Genomic DNA, 16,612 nt, shown 5'->3' on the forward strand with positions numbered 1-16,612 from the left:
GGATGTGGGCGCCGTCGGGCGACCACGCCACGGCCTGGACCCAGTCCGTGTGTGTGAGTTCGAGGATGGTTTTGCCGGTTCTGGCGTCCCACGCGCGCGCGGTGCCGTCGGTGGTTCCTGTGAGGATGCGGGCGCTGTCGGGCGACCACGCCACGGTGGTGACCGAGCTTTGGTGTGTGAGTTCGAGGGTGGTTTCCGCGGTTCTCGCGTCCCACACGCGCGCAGTGCCGTCGTCGGCTCCTGTGAGGATGCGGGCGCCGTCGGGCGACCACGCCGCAGAAGAAATGGAACCGGAGTGGCCGCCGAATATTTGAGTTTCAGCGCAGATCTGAGCCGGGTGGTGTCCTGCTAGCGGTGCGGTGACGGTGCCGGATAGTTGTTGTGGCGTTCCCGTTGTGTGGAGGAACTGGGTGCGGTGGCGGTGTGCTTCGGTGAGGGAACTTCCTTCCAGGTCGCAGTGGCGGAAGATCGTTCCCGCCAGGTTTGCGTCCGTGAAGTTGGCGTTTGTGAGTGAGCAGTGTTCGAAGAGTGCCCGTTGCATGGATGCTCCGGCTGCGTCGACGCGGTCAAGGAGCACATGGCGGATGTGGGCGTCGTCCAGCCGTGCACCAGTGAGCGGCACACCGCTCAGGTCCACGTGCGTCTGCTCGGACCCGATGGTCCAGCCGCGCAGGTCGGTGTCCGAAAGGTTGATGGCCGTCGGGCGTGGGTGGGGATAGTCCCGCTCCAAAGACTGCAAAGTATAGGCGAAGGTGTTCGCGCGCGCTTCGGGCGTCCCGCGCTTGCCGACGTGTTCAAGGCGGGCGAGTGCTTGCCTTTGGTCGGAGTCGGGGAGTCGGTCGATGAGTTCGGCGAAGAACGTGTAGGTCTCGTTGCTGGGTTGGGTGATGTCCCAGGCCGCCAGCGCATCGTCATCGGAATCCGCTGCCAGGGAGTCGGTGAGTCTCCTGGCGAGAAAGTACTCCAGCAGGGAGGAGTGGGCGAAAGCGAAGTCATCCCCCCGGCGCGAAAGGAACGTCGCCGTGCGGAAATCCTGCTTCCACTGGTTGGGCATTCGGCGCTCGTAGTCGAGTTCCATCTCAGGATGGGCGTGGAGGAACTGGAGCAACCATGTCTCCATCCAGCGCGCCGACCATGTCCTGGCACCGGAGCGCCAGACCTGCCAGGCCAGGTGCGTCATGAGCTGGATCTTGTGCTCGGGGATGAGACTGTGCTTCCCGTCGTCGCGGCTCAGCCATTGGTCGACGAAACGCTCGTAAAGGTCGACTGAGCGAACCCTGCGTACCGCGCGTAGGTCCTCTTCAATGGCGGGGAGGATCTGGCGGATCATGTCGAGCATGACTGGCTGGGACGCCAGAGCGCGCAGGTCGTGCACCGAGCGGATCATCTCGAGGAGCCGGTCGGGGTCGGAGTCGGGGATGTTGCGGCGCAGGTACTCGCGGATCTGGTCCTCGTCGAATGACAGCAGGGTGAGGACCAGGTAGTCCTTGCCTCGCACGCGCTCGCGCCCCTGCCCGTCGAAGAACGCGAACTCCTCCTTGACGGTCCTGAAGTACTGTGTCCTGCAGGACAGGAGGAGACGGGTTGGCGGTGGTTCGGTTTCGGTACCGGGTCCGCTGAGGGTGAGGACTTCGAGGAGGGAGCGGGTGAGGCGCTGTCCGTCGCCGGGGGAAAGGTGGACCAGGACCTCGTCGAGGCCATCGAAGACGACCAGGGTGGGTTCACTGCGGATGGCGTCCAGCACGTCATCGACCATGACCGCGGACTTGGTCGAAACACTGAGAAGGCGCGTGAACAACGTGCGGAGCCCGAAATCTGCCAGACCCGTGGGGGAGAGGTCGCGCAGGTCGAAGTAGATGGGCAACAGCACCTGCTCCCCAGCCTTCCTTAGTTCGAGGAGTCTGCGGGTGAGCAGGATCGCCGACGTTGTCTTCCCCGTGCCGAGGTCACCAAGCAGCGCGCACAAACGCGAATTCTCGCCATCACTTCCACGCGCCCACTCCGTCAGGCGTTCCACAACATTGGGAGTGTCTGCGGTTCTATCGGAGTAGGTTGGCGCGTCGTCCGCACGCGTTGTGTCAAATTCTTCCGTCAAAGCGCGCGTGGATATGGTCTCAGAACTGATATGACGTTGTTCCGCGTGTGTCCACAGTTCCTCCGCTAGCACATCCGACGACAGTTCAGAAGCGCTAGGCATCGGTGGGAGTATCTGGTCTTTGGCCAGTCCGCGCTCGACCAAGTCCGTCACGCTGTTCGCGATCTCCTGTGCGCGGGGGCTGCGCGTTGGGTGCCTCGAATCCAGCGCCTCGTCGAAGGAGGGGCCAGAAACGATGTCATGCCGGTCAAATTGGCCGAAAGATGCTGATGGGCTGATGTTCTCTAGCGGCACAATAATGGGGTGTTCATGTTCGTTCCGTACCCGTTGGGCTTCGATTCCTTCGTCGAGGTACGCGTAACTGACGAGAACAATGGCGAGATCCGCCTCGCCAATTCTGTCTTTGAGCGTCTCGTCTATGACCTCACCGGTCAGAACCCGGTCGGGTCGGAAGAAACTGACGTGGTAGCGGTCTTTCAGCCCAACCTTGATAGTGCGCTCGAGCAAGTCGGCGCATGAGACGGCCCGATCCCCATCCTGTTCGAGGAAGCTCAGGTAGATGCGCAGCTCGGGACGTTCATCGGAACGCGGATCCTTCTCCTCCACCGCGTAGGCGTCGATCATCTGCTCACTGGAGGTGTGGCGGTACGTCTGGTGCTCCGAGTACTCGGCGATGTCCTCGGCAATGGGGTCGGTGCCGGTGAAGTAGAGGTCCGGCCCCCTCCTGCCGTCGAAAACGACGGTGATCGCGCCGCCCGCGTCCTGGTTGAAGCGGGTCTTGAACTTGCGCAGGTACTCGCGTGGCTCCTTTTCGCTGGGGACGGCCCGCAGGACGGCCTCGATGGTCGTCTTGCCGTCGCCGTCGAGAAGATCGCAGATCGCGCGAGCCATCTTCGCGTTTCCCTGGGTGAGGTCGTCGAGGCCGTCGAGGATCCGGCGGACCGCGCTGGCGGACAGGGGGCGCTGGGGGGCGGTTGGGGATTTGGGCATCACTGGTACCCGCCTTTGCCGTTGATGCGGCGGATCATCCGGGTGATGAAACCGTCGACGAAACGGTTGCGCTGGTAGGCGCTGTCGAGGCTGACGTAGGAGTGCGGTTCGACCGTGTCCCCGCAGTAGATCTGGCGGTCGTCGATCCCGAAGAGCTCCATCGAGCGGTCGAGTGGCACGTCCACCAGCATGACGGGGAGGAGCTTCGCGTAGGAGTCGCTGATCTTGGGGGCGTCCTCGTCCCTCAGGTAGACGAGGAGGTCGGGGCTGAGGAGCAGGATGACGTAGTCGGATTCTGCGAGCCTGTCGTCAATCTGTGTGCGCCGCTCCTCACCGGGGAGGAGCGATGAGGGGGACCACCACGCGAAGGCGTGGTCCCTGACGCTCTTGAGCCGTGGTTCAGCGAGTGCGAGGAAGCTGCCTGCGAGTTCCTGGTCCTCGCGGGCGTTGAGAATGTAGAGCTTGGAATCGGACATCTCGCACCTCCAGTGGTCTGAGGGGGAGCCTAACGAGACAAGTATGTCCCGATCATGTCCCGGTTGTCAAGAGGGTGTGGATCTTTGACTTCAGGCGGGACTTGGGCAGGTGTGCTTCCGTGGGAAGTTGTGGTGCGTCACGGTGGTGGGGTGGTGGTTATTCCGTCGGTGTGCCGGGGCCGAGTGGGGGGAGGGGGCCGTCGATTTCGACGGGGATCCGCTCGCGTGTGCCGTCGGGGTGGATGGCGTAGCGTCCGAGCCATCGCCATGCGTAGGGGCTGGCGCCGATGACCCTGGTCTGGTCCGGGGTGAGGACAGCGCATTCGCCGCCCGGCAAGGCGGTGATGAAGAAACGTACTGGCTCGCCCGTGGCGGCGTTCCATATGCGTGCGGTGCCGTCGTCGGATGCTGTGAGGATGTGGTTGCCGTCGGGGGACCACGTCGCCGAGTTGATACGTCCGGTGTGTGTGAGTGTGAGGGTGGTATTTCCTGTGATGGAACTCCAGATATGCGTATTATGTTTCAATTTCATAAGTAAATGGGTGCTGTCGGGGGACCATTCTGCCATGATGAGATTGCCGTTATGTGCGAATGTGTGAGTTTTCTTCCCTGTTCTCATATCCCATACGCAGATGTCCGAATTCGTCTGTGTCACGATTTTCGACCCGTCTGGGGACCAGGCTACCGACCGGACCCAGGAACTATGATTGAGCGTGAGCACAGTTGCGCCGGTCGCTGCTGTAAACACGCATGTTGCATTTTGCTCGAGTCCGACAGCAATGTGTTTACTGTCTGGGGACCAGGCCACTGACCGGACCCAGGAACTATGATTGAGCGTGAGCACAATGGTGCCCGTCGCCGTGTTCCAAATATGTACGGACTTCCCGGAACCAGTGAGGATATGCTTACTGTCTGGTGACCATAGCGCGGCTTGTAAATAGCAATCATGCTCAAATTTAATGGTGTAGTGGTCGTTGTCTGTGCTCCAGATGCCCACAGTTCCTTCCTCGGTCCCCGCAAGTACCTGAGTGCTATCGGGTGACCATTCAATGTACCGAAACCAGCCAAAGGGGTGGATGAGTGCAATATTGGTCTTTCTTGACAAGTTCCATATTCGGATGTGTCTGTCAATTCCCGCTGTGAGGATATGGGTGGAGTCGGGCGACCATGCCACAGCAGTGACCGATTCGGTGTGTGTGAGTGTGAGAGTGTTTTCACCGGTTGTAGCGTCCCACACGCGTACGGTGCCGTCGCGTGACACTGTGAGGAGTTGGGCACCGTCGGGGGACCATGCCACGGCGGTCACGTCATCTGACTGGCCTCCAAGGATTTGAATTTCGGGGAGGATGCGAAGCAGGCCGTGTCTTGTCAAGGGTGCAATGAGGACATCGGAGAGCTGTTGTGGTGTCCCACTTGTGTGGAGGAGTTGGGTGCGGTGGCGGCGTGCTTTGTCGAGGGGTGCTTCTTCCAGGTTGCAGTGGCGGAAGATTGTTCCTGTAAGGTCGGCGTCCGTGAGGTCGGTGTTTGTGAGTGAGCAGTGTTCGAAGAGAGCGCGTTGCATGGATGCTCCGGCCGCGTCGGCGCGGTCGAGGCGGGTGTGCTGGATGTGGGCGTAGTCTAACCGTGCACCAGTGAGCGGTACTCCGCTCAGATCCACGTGCGTCTGCTTGGATCCGATCTTCCAGTCGCGCAGGTCGGTGTCCGAAAGGTTGAGGGCCCTCGGGCGTGGGTGGGGGTAGCCCCTCTCCAGGGCTTGCAAGGTGTAGGCGAAGACGTTCGTGCGCGCATCAGGTGTGCCGTGCTTCCCAATGTGCTCCAGATGAGTAAATGCCCACCGCCGGTCGGCAGTAGGAAGGCGGTCAATGAGTTCACCGAGAAACATGTAGGTGTTATCGCTAGGTTGAACAATATCCCAGACTGCTGGAGCCTCGTCCTCGGAATCCGCTACGAGGGAGTCTGTGAGTCTTTTTGCCAGGAAGTACTCCAGCAGGGAGGAGTGGGCGAAGGCGAAGTCGTCCCCCCGGCGGGCCAGGAACGTCGCCGTGCGGAAGTCCTGCTTCCACTGGTCGGGCATACGCTCTTTGTAGTCGAGTTCCATCTCAGGGTGGGCGTGGAGAAACTGGAGCATCCATGTCTCCATCCAGCGCGCCGACCACGTCCTGCTACCAGAATTCCAGACCTGCCAGGCAAGGTGCGTCATGAGTTGGATCTTGTGCTCGGGAATGAGCCTGTGCTTCCCGTCATCGCGATTCAACCATTGATTGATGAAACGTCCGTAAAGGTCGACTGAATGAACTCGCCGACCAACATCGAGGTCTTCCTCAATCCTTGGGATCTCCTGGCGAATCATATTGAGTATGACTGGTTGTGCAGCCAAAGCGTGCAGGTCATGCACTGAACGAATCAACTTGAGGAGACTTGAGGGATTAGACTTTGGTATGTTTCGACGGAGATACTCGAGGATTTGTTGTTCGTTGAACGAGAGTAAGGTTAAAATGACGCCTCTAGCACTGTGTCTGCGTCCTTTTTCCTCAAAATATGAAACTTCCTCCTTGTATGCTCGGAAGTACTGTGTTCTACAGGACAGTAGTACGCGTGTGCTGCATTGCTCGCCGAGGGTAAGGGCTTCAATTAACGAACGTGTGAGACGGTGTCCGTCGGCACGAGAGAGATGGATTAGGATCTCGTCAAGGCCATCGAAAATAATTAGGGTGGATTCGCTGCGGATAACATTACACAGGTCTGCTACCGTGATAGTAGATTTAGAGGATCCGGCAACGAGGTGCTCCAAGATGGTGTGTAGTCCAAAGTCAGTCAGACCTTTGGGAGATAAGTCGCTCAAATCGAAGTAGATGGGCAACGGTGCAGTTTCTGCGGTCTTTCTCAGTGCTAGAAGTCTGCGGGTGAGCAGAATTGCCGATGTTGTCTTCCCTGTCCCCAAGTCGCCAAGTAGTGCACATAAACGTGAACCTTCATCGACTTTTCCGTTGGCCCAGGCAATCAGGTGTAGGACAGCATCAGTGATGTCAGCGGATAGTTCGAGGGTGTTTTCATTCGGGATGTCTTGGTCTTCTCGATGCTCAATTATACCCCGGTTCGCCCGTGCGGGTATGGCTTCTGCAGCCAACTCGAGCTCGACATGATTAGATAATTCTTCCGCTATCTCTTCCGGTGTCAACCGGGGTTCGGCTCGACGGGAGGCAGTTTCCCGCTCGGTGAGTATGCGACCGACGAAGTTCGCCACGTGGTTCGCAGTGCTTTGCCGTTCATTTTCGTCTTTTGCTGCGACGTAGGGCTGCACGTTGATGAAGTCGGCCCAGTGGAAAGGGGAAATAGATGCGTCGGGAAGGATGTGCACGAGCCTGACGATGATAGGGTGTTTGTGCATGTCCTGCACCCGTTGGGCTTCGATTCCCTCGTCGAGGTACTCGTAACTGACGAGAACAATGGCGAGATCCGCCTCGCCAATCCTGTCTTCGAGCGTCTCGTCAGTGACCTCACCGGTCAGAACCCGGTCGGGGCGGAAGATCTTGACTTGGTAACGGTCTTTCAGCCCGACCTTGATGGTGCGCTCGAGCAAATCGGCGCACGAGACGGCCCGCTCCCCATCCTTATTTAGGAAGCTGATGTAGATGCGCAGGGTGGGCTTCTCGTCGCTCATCGTAGCTGTCCTTCCCCTCGGTCCCGAAGGCGCGCGAAGCCAGTTCGCAGTCCACGGAGGTGGACGGCGAGGAGCAGTCGTGTGCTTCCAGGAAGTGCGGAGAACGGAGAGGATAGCGGCATTCAGCGGTATCCCGTCTTGCCTTCGACGCGGGCGAGCACGCGCTCGACGAAACCGTCGACGAACTGGTTGCGCTGGTAATCGGTTTCACGGCTGATGTAGGAGTACCGGCTCCGTCCCTGTTGAATGCAGTAAATCTGCCGACGGTCGATCTGGTGGAACTCCATCGATCCATCGAGGGGCACATCGACGAGCATGACGGGCAGGGTCTTCTTCAGAGGTGCCTCGCCCACGCCGGGAATCTCGTAGTCCCTGATGAACTTGGAGGCCAGGAACGACGGACTGATCAACTGGACGATGTAGTCGGCTTTGGCCAGTTGCGTGAGGATCTCGCGCTTCCACTCCTCGCCGGGGAGGATGAACGAGTCTTTCCACCAGGTGAATGTGTGTCCCCTGGCGCTCTTCAAGCGGGGCCTGAGAACCTTGAGGAACGAGTCCTTCGCCTCCGCGTCGTCGTGCGCCCACGAGAGGAAGAGTTGGATGCCGGACATGCTGCGCCTCGCTTCCGTCGGAAAAGGACCTCTTGCGACAAGTATGCCCCGACAACGTCCCATTCGTCATCAAAATCGGAAAAGTGGCGGATTCCTGCGGGAAAACGCCGTGAGCGCATCTGGCGGGTGGGCACCCGGGGCGCGCCCGACGCACCGCGCCCCGCCTCGATAAGGCGGAGCCCCCGCCTCGTGCCCTCCGAGGGGGAGGGACAGGGCGGGGGCCCAACGGCTCAAACGACCGGTGTGGACAGCGCATCCACGTTGCCAGCAGTCCGGCGGCCACTGTCCGAGCGGCCTGGCCGCGCGACCGTCGCGGTGGCTCTCACAACGCGGCCAGCGGTTGGCGCCAGCGGCAGGACCGGCGGGCGGCCTGCCTCACTTGGAGGCGGACACGCGGACCTTGAGGGTCGCGGACACCTCCGGGTGCAGGTTGACGTTCACCGTGTAGTCGCCGACGGCCTTGATGGGCGCGGCGATGACGACGCGGCGGCGGTCGATGGTCTGGCCCAGCTGCTCCTTGACGGCGTCGGCGATCGCGGCGGCCGAGACGGCGCCGAAAAGGCGGCCCGACTGGCCGACCTTGCCGCTGACCTCGACGAGGGCGGCCTGCAGGGTGTCGCGCACGGCGCGGGCGTCGTCGATCGAGGCGATCTCGTGGCGGCGGCGGGCCGCGGCCATCTGGTCGATCTGCTTCTGGGCGCCCTTGGTCCACGCCGTCGCGTAGCCGCGGGGGATCAGGTAGTTGCGGGCGTAACCGGCCTTGACCTCGACGACCTGGCCGGCGTGGCCGAGGTTCGCGACGTCCTGGGTGAGGATGAGTTTCTTGGTAGCCATAGTCTGCGTCCTTCCCGATCAGCGTCCGGTCGAGGAGTAGGGCAGCAGGGCCATCTCGCGCGCGTTCTTCACGGCGCGGGCGATCTTGCGCTGCTCCTGCGTGGAGACACCGGTGACGCGGCGGGCGCGGATCTTGCCGCGGTCCGAGATGAACTTGCGCAGCAGGGCGGTGTCCTTGTAGTCGATCTTCTCGATCTTGGCCGACTTCAGCGGGTTGGCCTTCTTCTTGATGGGCTTGTTGCGAAGTTGGGGCTTCGCCATGATGGTCTCCTAATGATCCGGGCGGCACTGCCGCCCCAAGCGGTGAAAGTACGTCTTCGACGGGCGCAGCGGACCCGGCGCCTGCCGGCGCGCGAGGGGCCCGCTCAGGGCCCTTAGAACGGGGGCTCGTCGCCGAACGAGGTGGCCCCGCCCTGGTCGGGCGAGCGCCACGGGTCGTCCGCGGACCCCCCGGCGGGCGCGCCGTAGTTGGCCGAGCCCCCCTGGCCGTAACCCCCCTGCTGGCCCTGGCCGCCGCCGTAGCCGCCGCCCTGGTTGTACCCGCCCTGGGGGCCCTGCCCCCCGCCTCCGCGGTTGTCGGCCTGGTAGCCGCCACCGCCCTGGGGCGTGGTCCGGGTGACCTGGGCGCGGGCGCGGCGCAAGGAGGGGCCGACCTCGTCGACCTGCATCTCCACGACGGTGCGCCGCTCGCCCTGCTGGGTCTCGTACGAGCGCTGGTTGAGGCGGCCCTGGACGATGACGCGCATGCCCTTGCGCAGCGACTCGGCGGCGTTCTCAGCCGCCTCGCGCCACACGGAGCACCGCATGAACAGGGTCTCGCCGTCGCGCCACTCGCCGGCGTTGCGGTCGAAGGTGCGGGGTGTCGAGGCCACCGTGAAGTCGGCGACGGCGGCTCCGGACTGCGTCCAGCGCAGCTCGGGATCGGCGGTGAGATTGCCGATGATCGTGATAACGGTTTCTCCGGCCATTGTCGGCTCCTCGGTAGGGGTGGTTCGGCGGGGGCTCAGTGAGCGTCGGGGCGCAGGAGCTTCGTGCGGAGAATGGTCTCGTCGATGCCCATGCGGCGGTTGATCTCGAGAGCGACCTCGGGGGTCGTGGTCATGTCGATGACGACGTAGATGCCCTCGGAACGCTTGAGGATGTCGTAGGCGAGGCGGCGCTTGCCCCAGACATCGACGTTCTCGACGGAGCCGCCGCCCGCGGTCACGGGCGCCAGGTACTTCTCCATCGTGGGGGCGACGGTGCGCTCGTCGATCGAAGGATCGAGGATCACCATCAGTTCGTATTTACGCACGTTGGTTCCCACCTCCTGTGGTCTTCGCGGTCACGGACGGTCCGTGACAGGAGGGCGTTGCGTAGTGGGCGGCCCGAGGGGCGCCCGCGGACTGCGCGCCAGGTGGCGACAGTCCAAGGCTCTATGGTAGCGGGCGGCCGGGGCGGGCGCCAGTGGCGCCGACGAGGCGGGGGCCGGTTCCGCCCCGGGTGCGCGCCTGCTGGCCGGTGGCGCGCCTTCCCGGCCCGCGCCTCGTCCCGGCTAACCGCGCACCAGCGCCGCGCGGCCGAGCCACGTCCCCCATGTGTTCGTGACGGCGCGCGCCCCCGTGTAGACGGCGCCGTAGGCCGCCCACACGAGTGCGAGGGCCACGGCCGGCGAGCCTGCCAGCGCCCCGGTGGACGAGGACCGGGCGATCAGCCACAGCAGGGGGGCGTAGAGGGTCAGGTTCACCAGGGATGCGGCCGCCAGGAAGCGCCCGCGGCCCGCCCCGATGAGGATGCCGTCCAGCAGGAACACCAGGCCCGCCAGGGGCTGGAAGAGGGCCCCCACCACGATGGCCCAGGACGCGGGGCCGCGCACGGCGGGGTCGGCGGTGAAGAGCGCGGGCAGCCACGGGGACGCCGCCCCCAGCACCACTCCCACCAGTGCGCCGAACGCGGTCCCCCACCTGGCCAGGGTCCGCAGCAGCGGCGCCATTCCACCCCTGTCGCCCCTGCCCTCGGCGAAACCCACCAGGGCCTGGGCCGCGATGGCCAGGGCGTCGAGCACGTAGGCGGCGAAGGTCCACAGCGTCCACACGATCTGGTGGGCGGCCAGCGCCTGCGTGCCGATCGCGGTGACGGTGGCCAGCGTGGCCAGCAGGGCGGCGCGCAGGGCGATGGTGCGCACCAGCAGCGGCGCCCCGTCGAGGGCGGCGGCCAGGACCCCCGAGGTCGAGGGGCGCAGGGGGACCCGCTCCCGCCTCGCGCCCCGCACGACGACGGCGACCAGGAAAGCCGCCATGAGGGTCTGGGTGAGGGCGGTGCCCAGGCCGGATCCCGCGACCCCCATCCCCAGGGGGTACATGAGCGCCCAGTTCGCGCAGGCGTTGAAGGCCGCGCCCGCCGTCGCGGCGATGAGCGGCGTGCGCGTGTCCTGGAGGCCGCGCAGGGTCCCCGTCGCCGCGTAGGCGACGAACATCCCGACCAGGCCGGGGCTGGACCAGCGCAGGTAGGCCGAGGCGTGGGGCAGGGTGAGGGCGTCGGCTCCGAGGCCCCGCAGCAGGGGGTCCGCCCCCAGGGACAGCGCGGCTGCGGCCACGAGGCCGAGGCCGGCCGCCAGCCACATCGCCTCGACGCCGCCGCGGATGGCGCGATCGGGGCGCCCGGCTCCCAGGGCCCTGCCGGCGATGGCCGTCGTGGAGTACGCGAGGAAGACGAAGACGCCGACGACCGTGTTCAGGACGGTGGAGGCGATGCCCAGGCCCGCCAGCTCCGGGGTGCCCAGGTGCCCGACCATCGCCGAGTCGATGACGGTGAAGAGGGGCTGGGCGACCAGGGCCCCCAGGGCGGGCAGCGCGAGGGCCACGATCTGGCGGGGGATGGAGGCGCGGGGCTCTTCGGTGGGGCGCTGGGGGGCGTCGGCGGCGCGGTGCGGACGGGGGTCCTCGGCCCCGCCCCGGGAGTGCGGCTCTTCGGCTGGGAGCTGGGGACGGGGGTCCTCGGCCCCACTCCGGGAGTGCGGTTCTTCGGCCGGGCGCTGGGGACGGGGGTCCTCGGTCCCGTGGGGGGCGCGGCAAGTCTCAACCCCGGGTTGAGGGTTGTCCGCTGACGGTGTTGTCCCTGTCATATTCCATCGTCTCATTCTTTATTCACAAACTGTGGATGGGCTTGTGGATAGGCTTGGCATTGGGAAAGCGCGGAAGTTCAATAGTTTCTGACTAATCATGTGTGATCAGGGAATCCTGTGCGACGGTCCCCGTTCCACAGGGGATGTGAATGACCCGCCGCGCTGTCCACAGCCCATCCACATACTATCCCCATGTCTGTGCACATTGAGGGTCGCCCTCCCCGGCCCGAACGCGGTAGTCTCACGTGTGCGCGTGCGGCCGCGCGGGGCTGGCCGCGCCCGAGCGGCGCACCCGGATCCCAGTGGTCCCACCGCGCCACGGGAACGGCGGGCCCCGCCCGGGCGGCCGGACGCCGCCAACGGCCCGCGCCCGCCCGCAGCGGGAGGAGCAGGACAGCAGCAGGAAAGGCGCCCCATGGCAGACGAGGAATTCGACCGGATCCCGCCCCAGGACATCGACGCCGAGATGAGCGTCCTGGGATCCATGATGCTCACCTCCGAAGCGGTGTCCGTCGTCTCCGAGATCCTGCGCCCCCAGGACTTCTACCAGCCCAGCCATGAGACCATCTTCGACACGATCGTCGAGCTCACCGGGCGCGCCGAGCCCGCTGACGCCATCACCGTCGCAGGGGAGCTCAAACGCCAGGGCCTGCTGTCCAAAGTCGGCGGCGCCGCCTACCTGCACAGCCTCATCGCCTCCGTGCCCACGGCCGCCAACGCCGGCTACTACGCGCGCATCGTGAGGGAGCGGGCCATCATGCGCCGCCTCGTCTCAGCGGGCACCCGCGTCGTCCAACTGGGCTACGCTGACGCCGGCGGCGACGTCGACGAGATCGTCGACCAGGCCCAGGCCGAGGTCTTCGCCGTCTCCGACGGCCGCGACACCAGCGACTACGTCTCCATGAACCAGATGAGCTCCGATATCCTGGGAGCCCTGGAGGACATCGAGCGCAACCAGGGGAAACTGCGGGGCGTGCCCACCGGCTTCATCGACCTCGACGAGCTCACCCAGGGCCTCCACGGCGGGCAGATGATCATCGTCGCCGCCCGCCCCGCCATGGGAAAATCCACGCTCGCCCTGGACTTCTGCCGGTCGGCGTCGATCAAGCACGGCATCACCTCCCTGATCTTCTCCCTGGAGATGAGCAGCCAGGAGATCGCCATGCGCATGCTCTCCGCCGAGTCCGGCGTCTTCCTGTCCAAGATGCAGGCCGGGAAGATGAACGACCGGGACTGGCAGAACGTGTCGGCCACCACCTCGCGGATCTCCGAGGCCCCCCTGTACGTCGACGACTCGGCGAACATCACGATCGCCGAGATCCGCTCGAAGTGCCGGCGCCTCAAGCAGCAGGAGAACCTGGGGCTGGTCGTCGTCGACTACCTGCAGCTCATGACCATCGGGCGCCAGGTGGAGTCGCGCCAGCAGGAGGTCTCCGCCATGTCCCGTAACCTCAAACTGCTGGCCAAGGACCTGGACATCCCCGTCGTCGCGGTCGCCCAGCTCAACCGCAACTCCGAGGGTCGCACCGACCGCAAGCCCATGATGAGCGACCTGCGCGAGTCGGGGTCCTTGGAGCAGGACGCCGACATCATCATCCTGCTGCACAGGCCCGACTACTACGACGAGAACACCGAGCGCAAGGGCGAGGCGGACATCATCGTCGCCAAGCACCGCGCAGGCCCGACGGCCACGATCGGCGTCCTCTTCCAAGGCGATGTCGCGCGCTTCGCCAACCGCACCGACCGCCCCGAGCCGGGGCAGGGCTAGAGCGCGGCCGCGCCCCCGTCCCGCTCCGACCACGATATGGTCACGGCTCTGGCGTGTCCTTGCCGAACGGTCAGAAAAGTGGCATAGTCGGCTACGCATCTTCCATAACGGCGAGAGAATAAACCGATGGTCGACCCAGCTAGTTGCACGCCGCAGATGGCGGCAAATCCAATGACTTCCGCTGAGGTGCTCGCCGATGCCGCGAGGCACCGGCCGGACCTGCACGCCTTCCTGGCCATCAACCCCGCCCTGCCGCCCGAGCTGCGCGCGTGGCTCGCCCTCGGCGCCGACCCCGGCGTCCGCGCGGAACTCGGGCCCCATCCCGCTCCCCCCGTCGTCGCCCTGGTGTGCGCGCGGGAGATGGGCCTCTTCGACGACGGCGGAGAGGAATGGGAGGAGCCCTTCGAGATGGGGGTGATCGAGGTCGAGCCCCTCGACATGTCGCTACTGGGGCTGGCCGCAGCCCCGGCCAAACCGAAGGGCAAGCGCAACGTCCTGATCACCGGGAACCTGGTCGCGGTCGGCTGAGGGCCGCCGCCCTGTTGTACGGGAACGGCCGGTCGAGCGACGATGGCCGGTCGGGCGAGGACGCTCGGTCGAGCGGGGCCGCTTGCTTGTCCGGGGACGGGCGGTCGAGCGGGGACGGGGCCCGGGCCTCACACCGTCGTCCACTTCGCGTCGGACACGAACCAACTGCCGCCCTCGCCGCGCGTCAAGGTGATCCAGCCCACGCCCCGTTGGGTGTTGAAACGCCCGTCCGGGTACTCCCGGGCGTAGAAGATATTGCGTTGCCACGTCCCGTTGGGGCGCTGCGGGTTGGTGTCCGCTCCCTCGGTGGTGACCCGCTCGACGGTGGCCGTCGTCCGCGCGCCGTCGGTCTTCAACGGCAGGAACTCCTTCGACGCCTGGGCGGACTCGGGGTCGAGGGCCTGCGTGCGCGAGAAGTCCCCGGTCTCGTAGATCGCCGCGCGCACGGCCGCGTACTCCTGGTTCTCGTCCTTCGAGGCGTCCCACGTGTGGTAGGTGATGACGTAGGCCTTCGCCACCTCGTCGGCGTCCTGCCAGTCCAGGGCAGAGGGGTCGGGAAGGCCGGGCAGCCACGACACGGAGGCCGATGACAGGCACCTCCCGTTCGGCGCGGTCGCGCTGGCGGAGCACTGGGAGGGCGCGGAGGGGGCGACTGCGGTCGCCAGAACGGCCGGGGAGGGGCTGGTGGTGGAGGTGGTGGAGGAGGACTGGGGGGCGCTCTGGGGGAGCTGGGTCGTGCGCAGCGCGGCCGGCGTCTGCCCGCTCTGGGGGGTGGCGGAGGAACAGCCTGCCAATGCGACGATCAGGAGAGGCCCGGCTGCCCAGGCCATGGAACGGGATGTCATCTTCGCCTCCGGTGACTCGTGCGCGTTGTGGGCGCCGCGCCCGGGGCGCCGCGCCTTTCGGGTTCCGATACTAGGTGGGGCGCGGGTCCGTGTGAAGACTTAATGCGCAAAGGTCGGGTGTATCCGCGCTCGTTCGGGTGGTGCTTCGATCCGTCCCCAACAGACTCGCCCAACCGCGGCTCATCCGGGTGCGCGGGTGGAGCCGTGAGGCGCCGGCGGCGCGAGTGGCGTCCCGCACTGGGGCAGGAAACGGTGCATTGGGGTAGGCAAACGCTGGCCCGCATTGGGGTAGGAAACGGTCCATTGGGGCAGGTTAATAGCCTGCCCCAATGCGGGCTAACCTACCCCAATGCGGGCTAACCTGCCCCGATGCGACTTGTGGCGCCCGGGAGGGCGCGGTGCGGCCGGCGGTCGAACGGGGACCGGCTCCCCTGCGCGGAACCGGGTGCGGGCGTGATGGGGCTGGGTTCGGGCGCGGCGGAATTGGGTTCAGGCGCGGCGGGGCCGGGTGTGGGTGCGACGAGGCCGGGTGTGGGCGCGATGGAACCGGGTGCGGGTATGAGAAAAGCGTGACCACTGGTCACGCTGCAGTTCCCTTGCGGGGGCGGGGGCGCGCTCCAGTGCGCGCCCCGGTTCGTGTCAGGCGGCCTTGCGCGTCAGGGAGAACAGGGCCGGCGCGGTGATGAGTGCGGTGAGGGCGATGACGACCGCGAGGACCACCGAGGCGGTGGAACCGGCCTGGGCGGCGGCGAACATGCCGAGCGCGGCCAGGACTACGATCATCGAAACCAGCACGGATGCGGTGACCCGTGCCTGCGCCATGGTGGGGGCGGTTTCGGACTTGACGATGTGCTCCATGGGATTCTCCTTGTCAGTGCGGAGCAACTGACAAGCCCCGCACGGCAGCGTGTCAATTTTGCGGGGGCTGGCGGGGGGCCAACCCCCTTTGGTGCACGACCAATGATATGCCCGATAGACCGGGTGGTCTATGGGGCTCCGACCTGCTGTAGCACAATGCACAGTGACCGGGTAACAGTTGTGCGAGGGGCAGCTTCCGGACCGTGCGACTGCGAGCGGCGGCTTCCGGGCCGCACGACCGCGAGCGGCGCAGTGCGCGGCTGAGAGCCGCGTCAACCGTGTCAGCTGGGTCGACCGCGAGTGGTGCCCACCGCCTGCCCCCCGCCTGGCCCCGCGCAGCAGTGCGCCCGGGCACATGCCCGGGCGCGCGCTCATCGGCTCTCAGACGACTCTCGACACTTCCTCCGCGTGGAGGCCGCGGGGCCCCTCGACCGCCACGTAATCGACCTTGTCCCCCTCTTGGAGGGTGCGGCGCCCGCTTTGGCCGACAATGCTGGAGAAGTGAACGAAGACGTCGCCCGTTTGGTCGTCGGGAATGATGAACCCGAATCCTTTGGCGTCGTTGAACCACTTGACGTGCCCACTTGCCATGGGCGTCTCCTTCCGTTGCCCCGTTCCCGGGGCGCGTACCCTGTCCGGCGGTGGACCGGGCCCGCGCCCGCGCACCGGGAACGGTCCGGGCGCGGACGTGGAACTCCACGGTACACCAGATCCGCCGGAATTGCCTCTGACCTGCGTGAATATGAATCATATCCGTCGGTCGGCGGGCATCTGGGCCGGGCGGGTCCCGCACTGACTCAGCCGCCCTGGCCCGCGCAGCGCACCCGGCGCCGACGGGCCGCC

At 65.5% G+C, this 16,612-nt stretch carries 14 protein-coding genes; 2 read left to right on the forward strand and 12 right to left on the reverse strand.

Features of this window, described 5'->3' with window-relative positions:
* The 9 genes from BH719_RS09700 to BH719_RS06820 form a co-directional block, all read right to left on the reverse strand.
* On the reverse strand, positions 1–3,085 hold a 3,085-nt coding region (locus BH719_RS09700; RefSeq protein ID WP_009744074.1), incomplete at its 3' end, for an NACHT domain-containing protein.
* On the reverse strand, positions 3,085–3,561 hold the full coding sequence (locus BH719_RS06780) for a toll/interleukin-1 receptor domain-containing protein (protein WP_009744075.1): 477 nt from the start codon (positions 3,559–3,561) through the stop codon (positions 3,085–3,087). The genes BH719_RS09700 and BH719_RS06780, both read right to left, overlap by 1 nt.
* A gap of 157 nt (positions 3,562–3,718) precedes the next feature.
* Positions 3,719–7,222, reverse strand: a complete 3,504-nt coding sequence (locus BH719_RS09130) for an NACHT and WD40 repeat domain-containing protein (protein WP_009744076.1) — start codon at positions 7,220–7,222, stop codon at positions 3,719–3,721.
* Positions 7,223–7,344: 122 nt separating this feature from the next.
* Positions 7,345–7,833 (reverse strand): TIR domain-containing protein, encoded by a 489-nt coding sequence (locus BH719_RS06795; RefSeq protein ID WP_009744077.1) that lies wholly within the window; start codon positions 7,831–7,833, stop codon positions 7,345–7,347.
* 375 nt (positions 7,834–8,208) lie between these two features.
* A complete protein-coding gene (rplI, locus tag BH719_RS06800) occupies positions 8,209–8,667 on the reverse strand; it encodes a 50S ribosomal protein L9 (protein ID WP_009744078.1) in 459 nt (152 codons plus the stop codon).
* Between the two features lie 18 nt (positions 8,668–8,685).
* Positions 8,686–8,928, reverse strand: a complete 243-nt coding sequence (rpsR, locus tag BH719_RS06805; RefSeq protein ID WP_005869781.1) for a 30S ribosomal protein S18 — start codon at positions 8,926–8,928, stop codon at positions 8,686–8,688.
* Between the two features lie 113 nt (positions 8,929–9,041).
* Positions 9,042–9,635 (reverse strand): single-stranded DNA-binding protein, encoded by a 594-nt coding sequence (locus BH719_RS06810; protein WP_009744079.1) that lies wholly within the window; start codon positions 9,633–9,635, stop codon positions 9,042–9,044.
* Between the two features lie 35 nt (positions 9,636–9,670).
* Entirely contained in the window at positions 9,671–9,961 is a 291-nt protein-coding gene (rpsF, locus tag BH719_RS06815; protein ID WP_009744080.1) for a 30S ribosomal protein S6, read from the reverse strand.
* A 240-nt stretch (positions 9,962–10,201) separates the two neighbouring features.
* Positions 10,202–11,509, reverse strand: a complete 1,308-nt coding sequence (locus BH719_RS06820) for an MATE family efflux transporter (protein WP_009744081.1) — start codon at positions 11,507–11,509, stop codon at positions 10,202–10,204.
* Positions 11,510–12,185: 676 nt separating this feature from the next.
* On the opposite strand from BH719_RS06820, the gene dnaB reads away from it, so the two are divergent.
* Together dnaB and BH719_RS06835 are read left to right on the forward strand one after the other, a co-directional pair.
* Positions 12,186–13,538, forward strand: coding sequence for a replicative DNA helicase (dnaB, locus tag BH719_RS06830; RefSeq protein ID WP_009744084.1), 1,353 nt, complete (start codon positions 12,186–12,188; stop codon positions 13,536–13,538).
* A 156-nt stretch (positions 13,539–13,694) separates the two neighbouring features.
* Positions 13,695–14,066, forward strand: a complete 372-nt coding sequence (locus tag BH719_RS06835) for a variant leucine-rich repeat-containing protein (protein WP_483825087.1) — start codon at positions 13,695–13,697, stop codon at positions 14,064–14,066.
* Between the two features lie 128 nt (positions 14,067–14,194).
* Here BH719_RS06835 and BH719_RS06840 read toward each other — a convergent pair whose 3' ends face one another.
* The 3 genes from BH719_RS06840 to BH719_RS06850 form a co-directional block, all read right to left on the reverse strand.
* Positions 14,195–14,860 (reverse strand): hypothetical protein, encoded by a 666-nt coding sequence (locus BH719_RS06840; protein ID WP_173647187.1) that lies wholly within the window; start codon positions 14,858–14,860, stop codon positions 14,195–14,197.
* 690 nt (positions 14,861–15,550) lie between these two features.
* On the reverse strand, positions 15,551–15,769 hold the full coding sequence (locus BH719_RS06845) for a hypothetical protein (protein WP_009744087.1): 219 nt from the start codon (positions 15,767–15,769) through the stop codon (positions 15,551–15,553).
* A gap of 381 nt (positions 15,770–16,150) precedes the next feature.
* Complete coding sequence (locus BH719_RS06850; protein WP_009744088.1) at positions 16,151–16,360, reverse strand: cold-shock protein; 210 nt, start codon at positions 16,358–16,360, stop codon at positions 16,151–16,153.
* Between the last annotated feature and the right edge of the window lie 252 nt (positions 16,361–16,612).

The sequence above is a fragment of the Pauljensenia hongkongensis genome (genome assembly GCF_001746855.1).
Classification (GTDB): Bacteria; Actinomycetota; Actinomycetes; order Actinomycetales; family Actinomycetaceae; genus Pauljensenia; species Pauljensenia hongkongensis.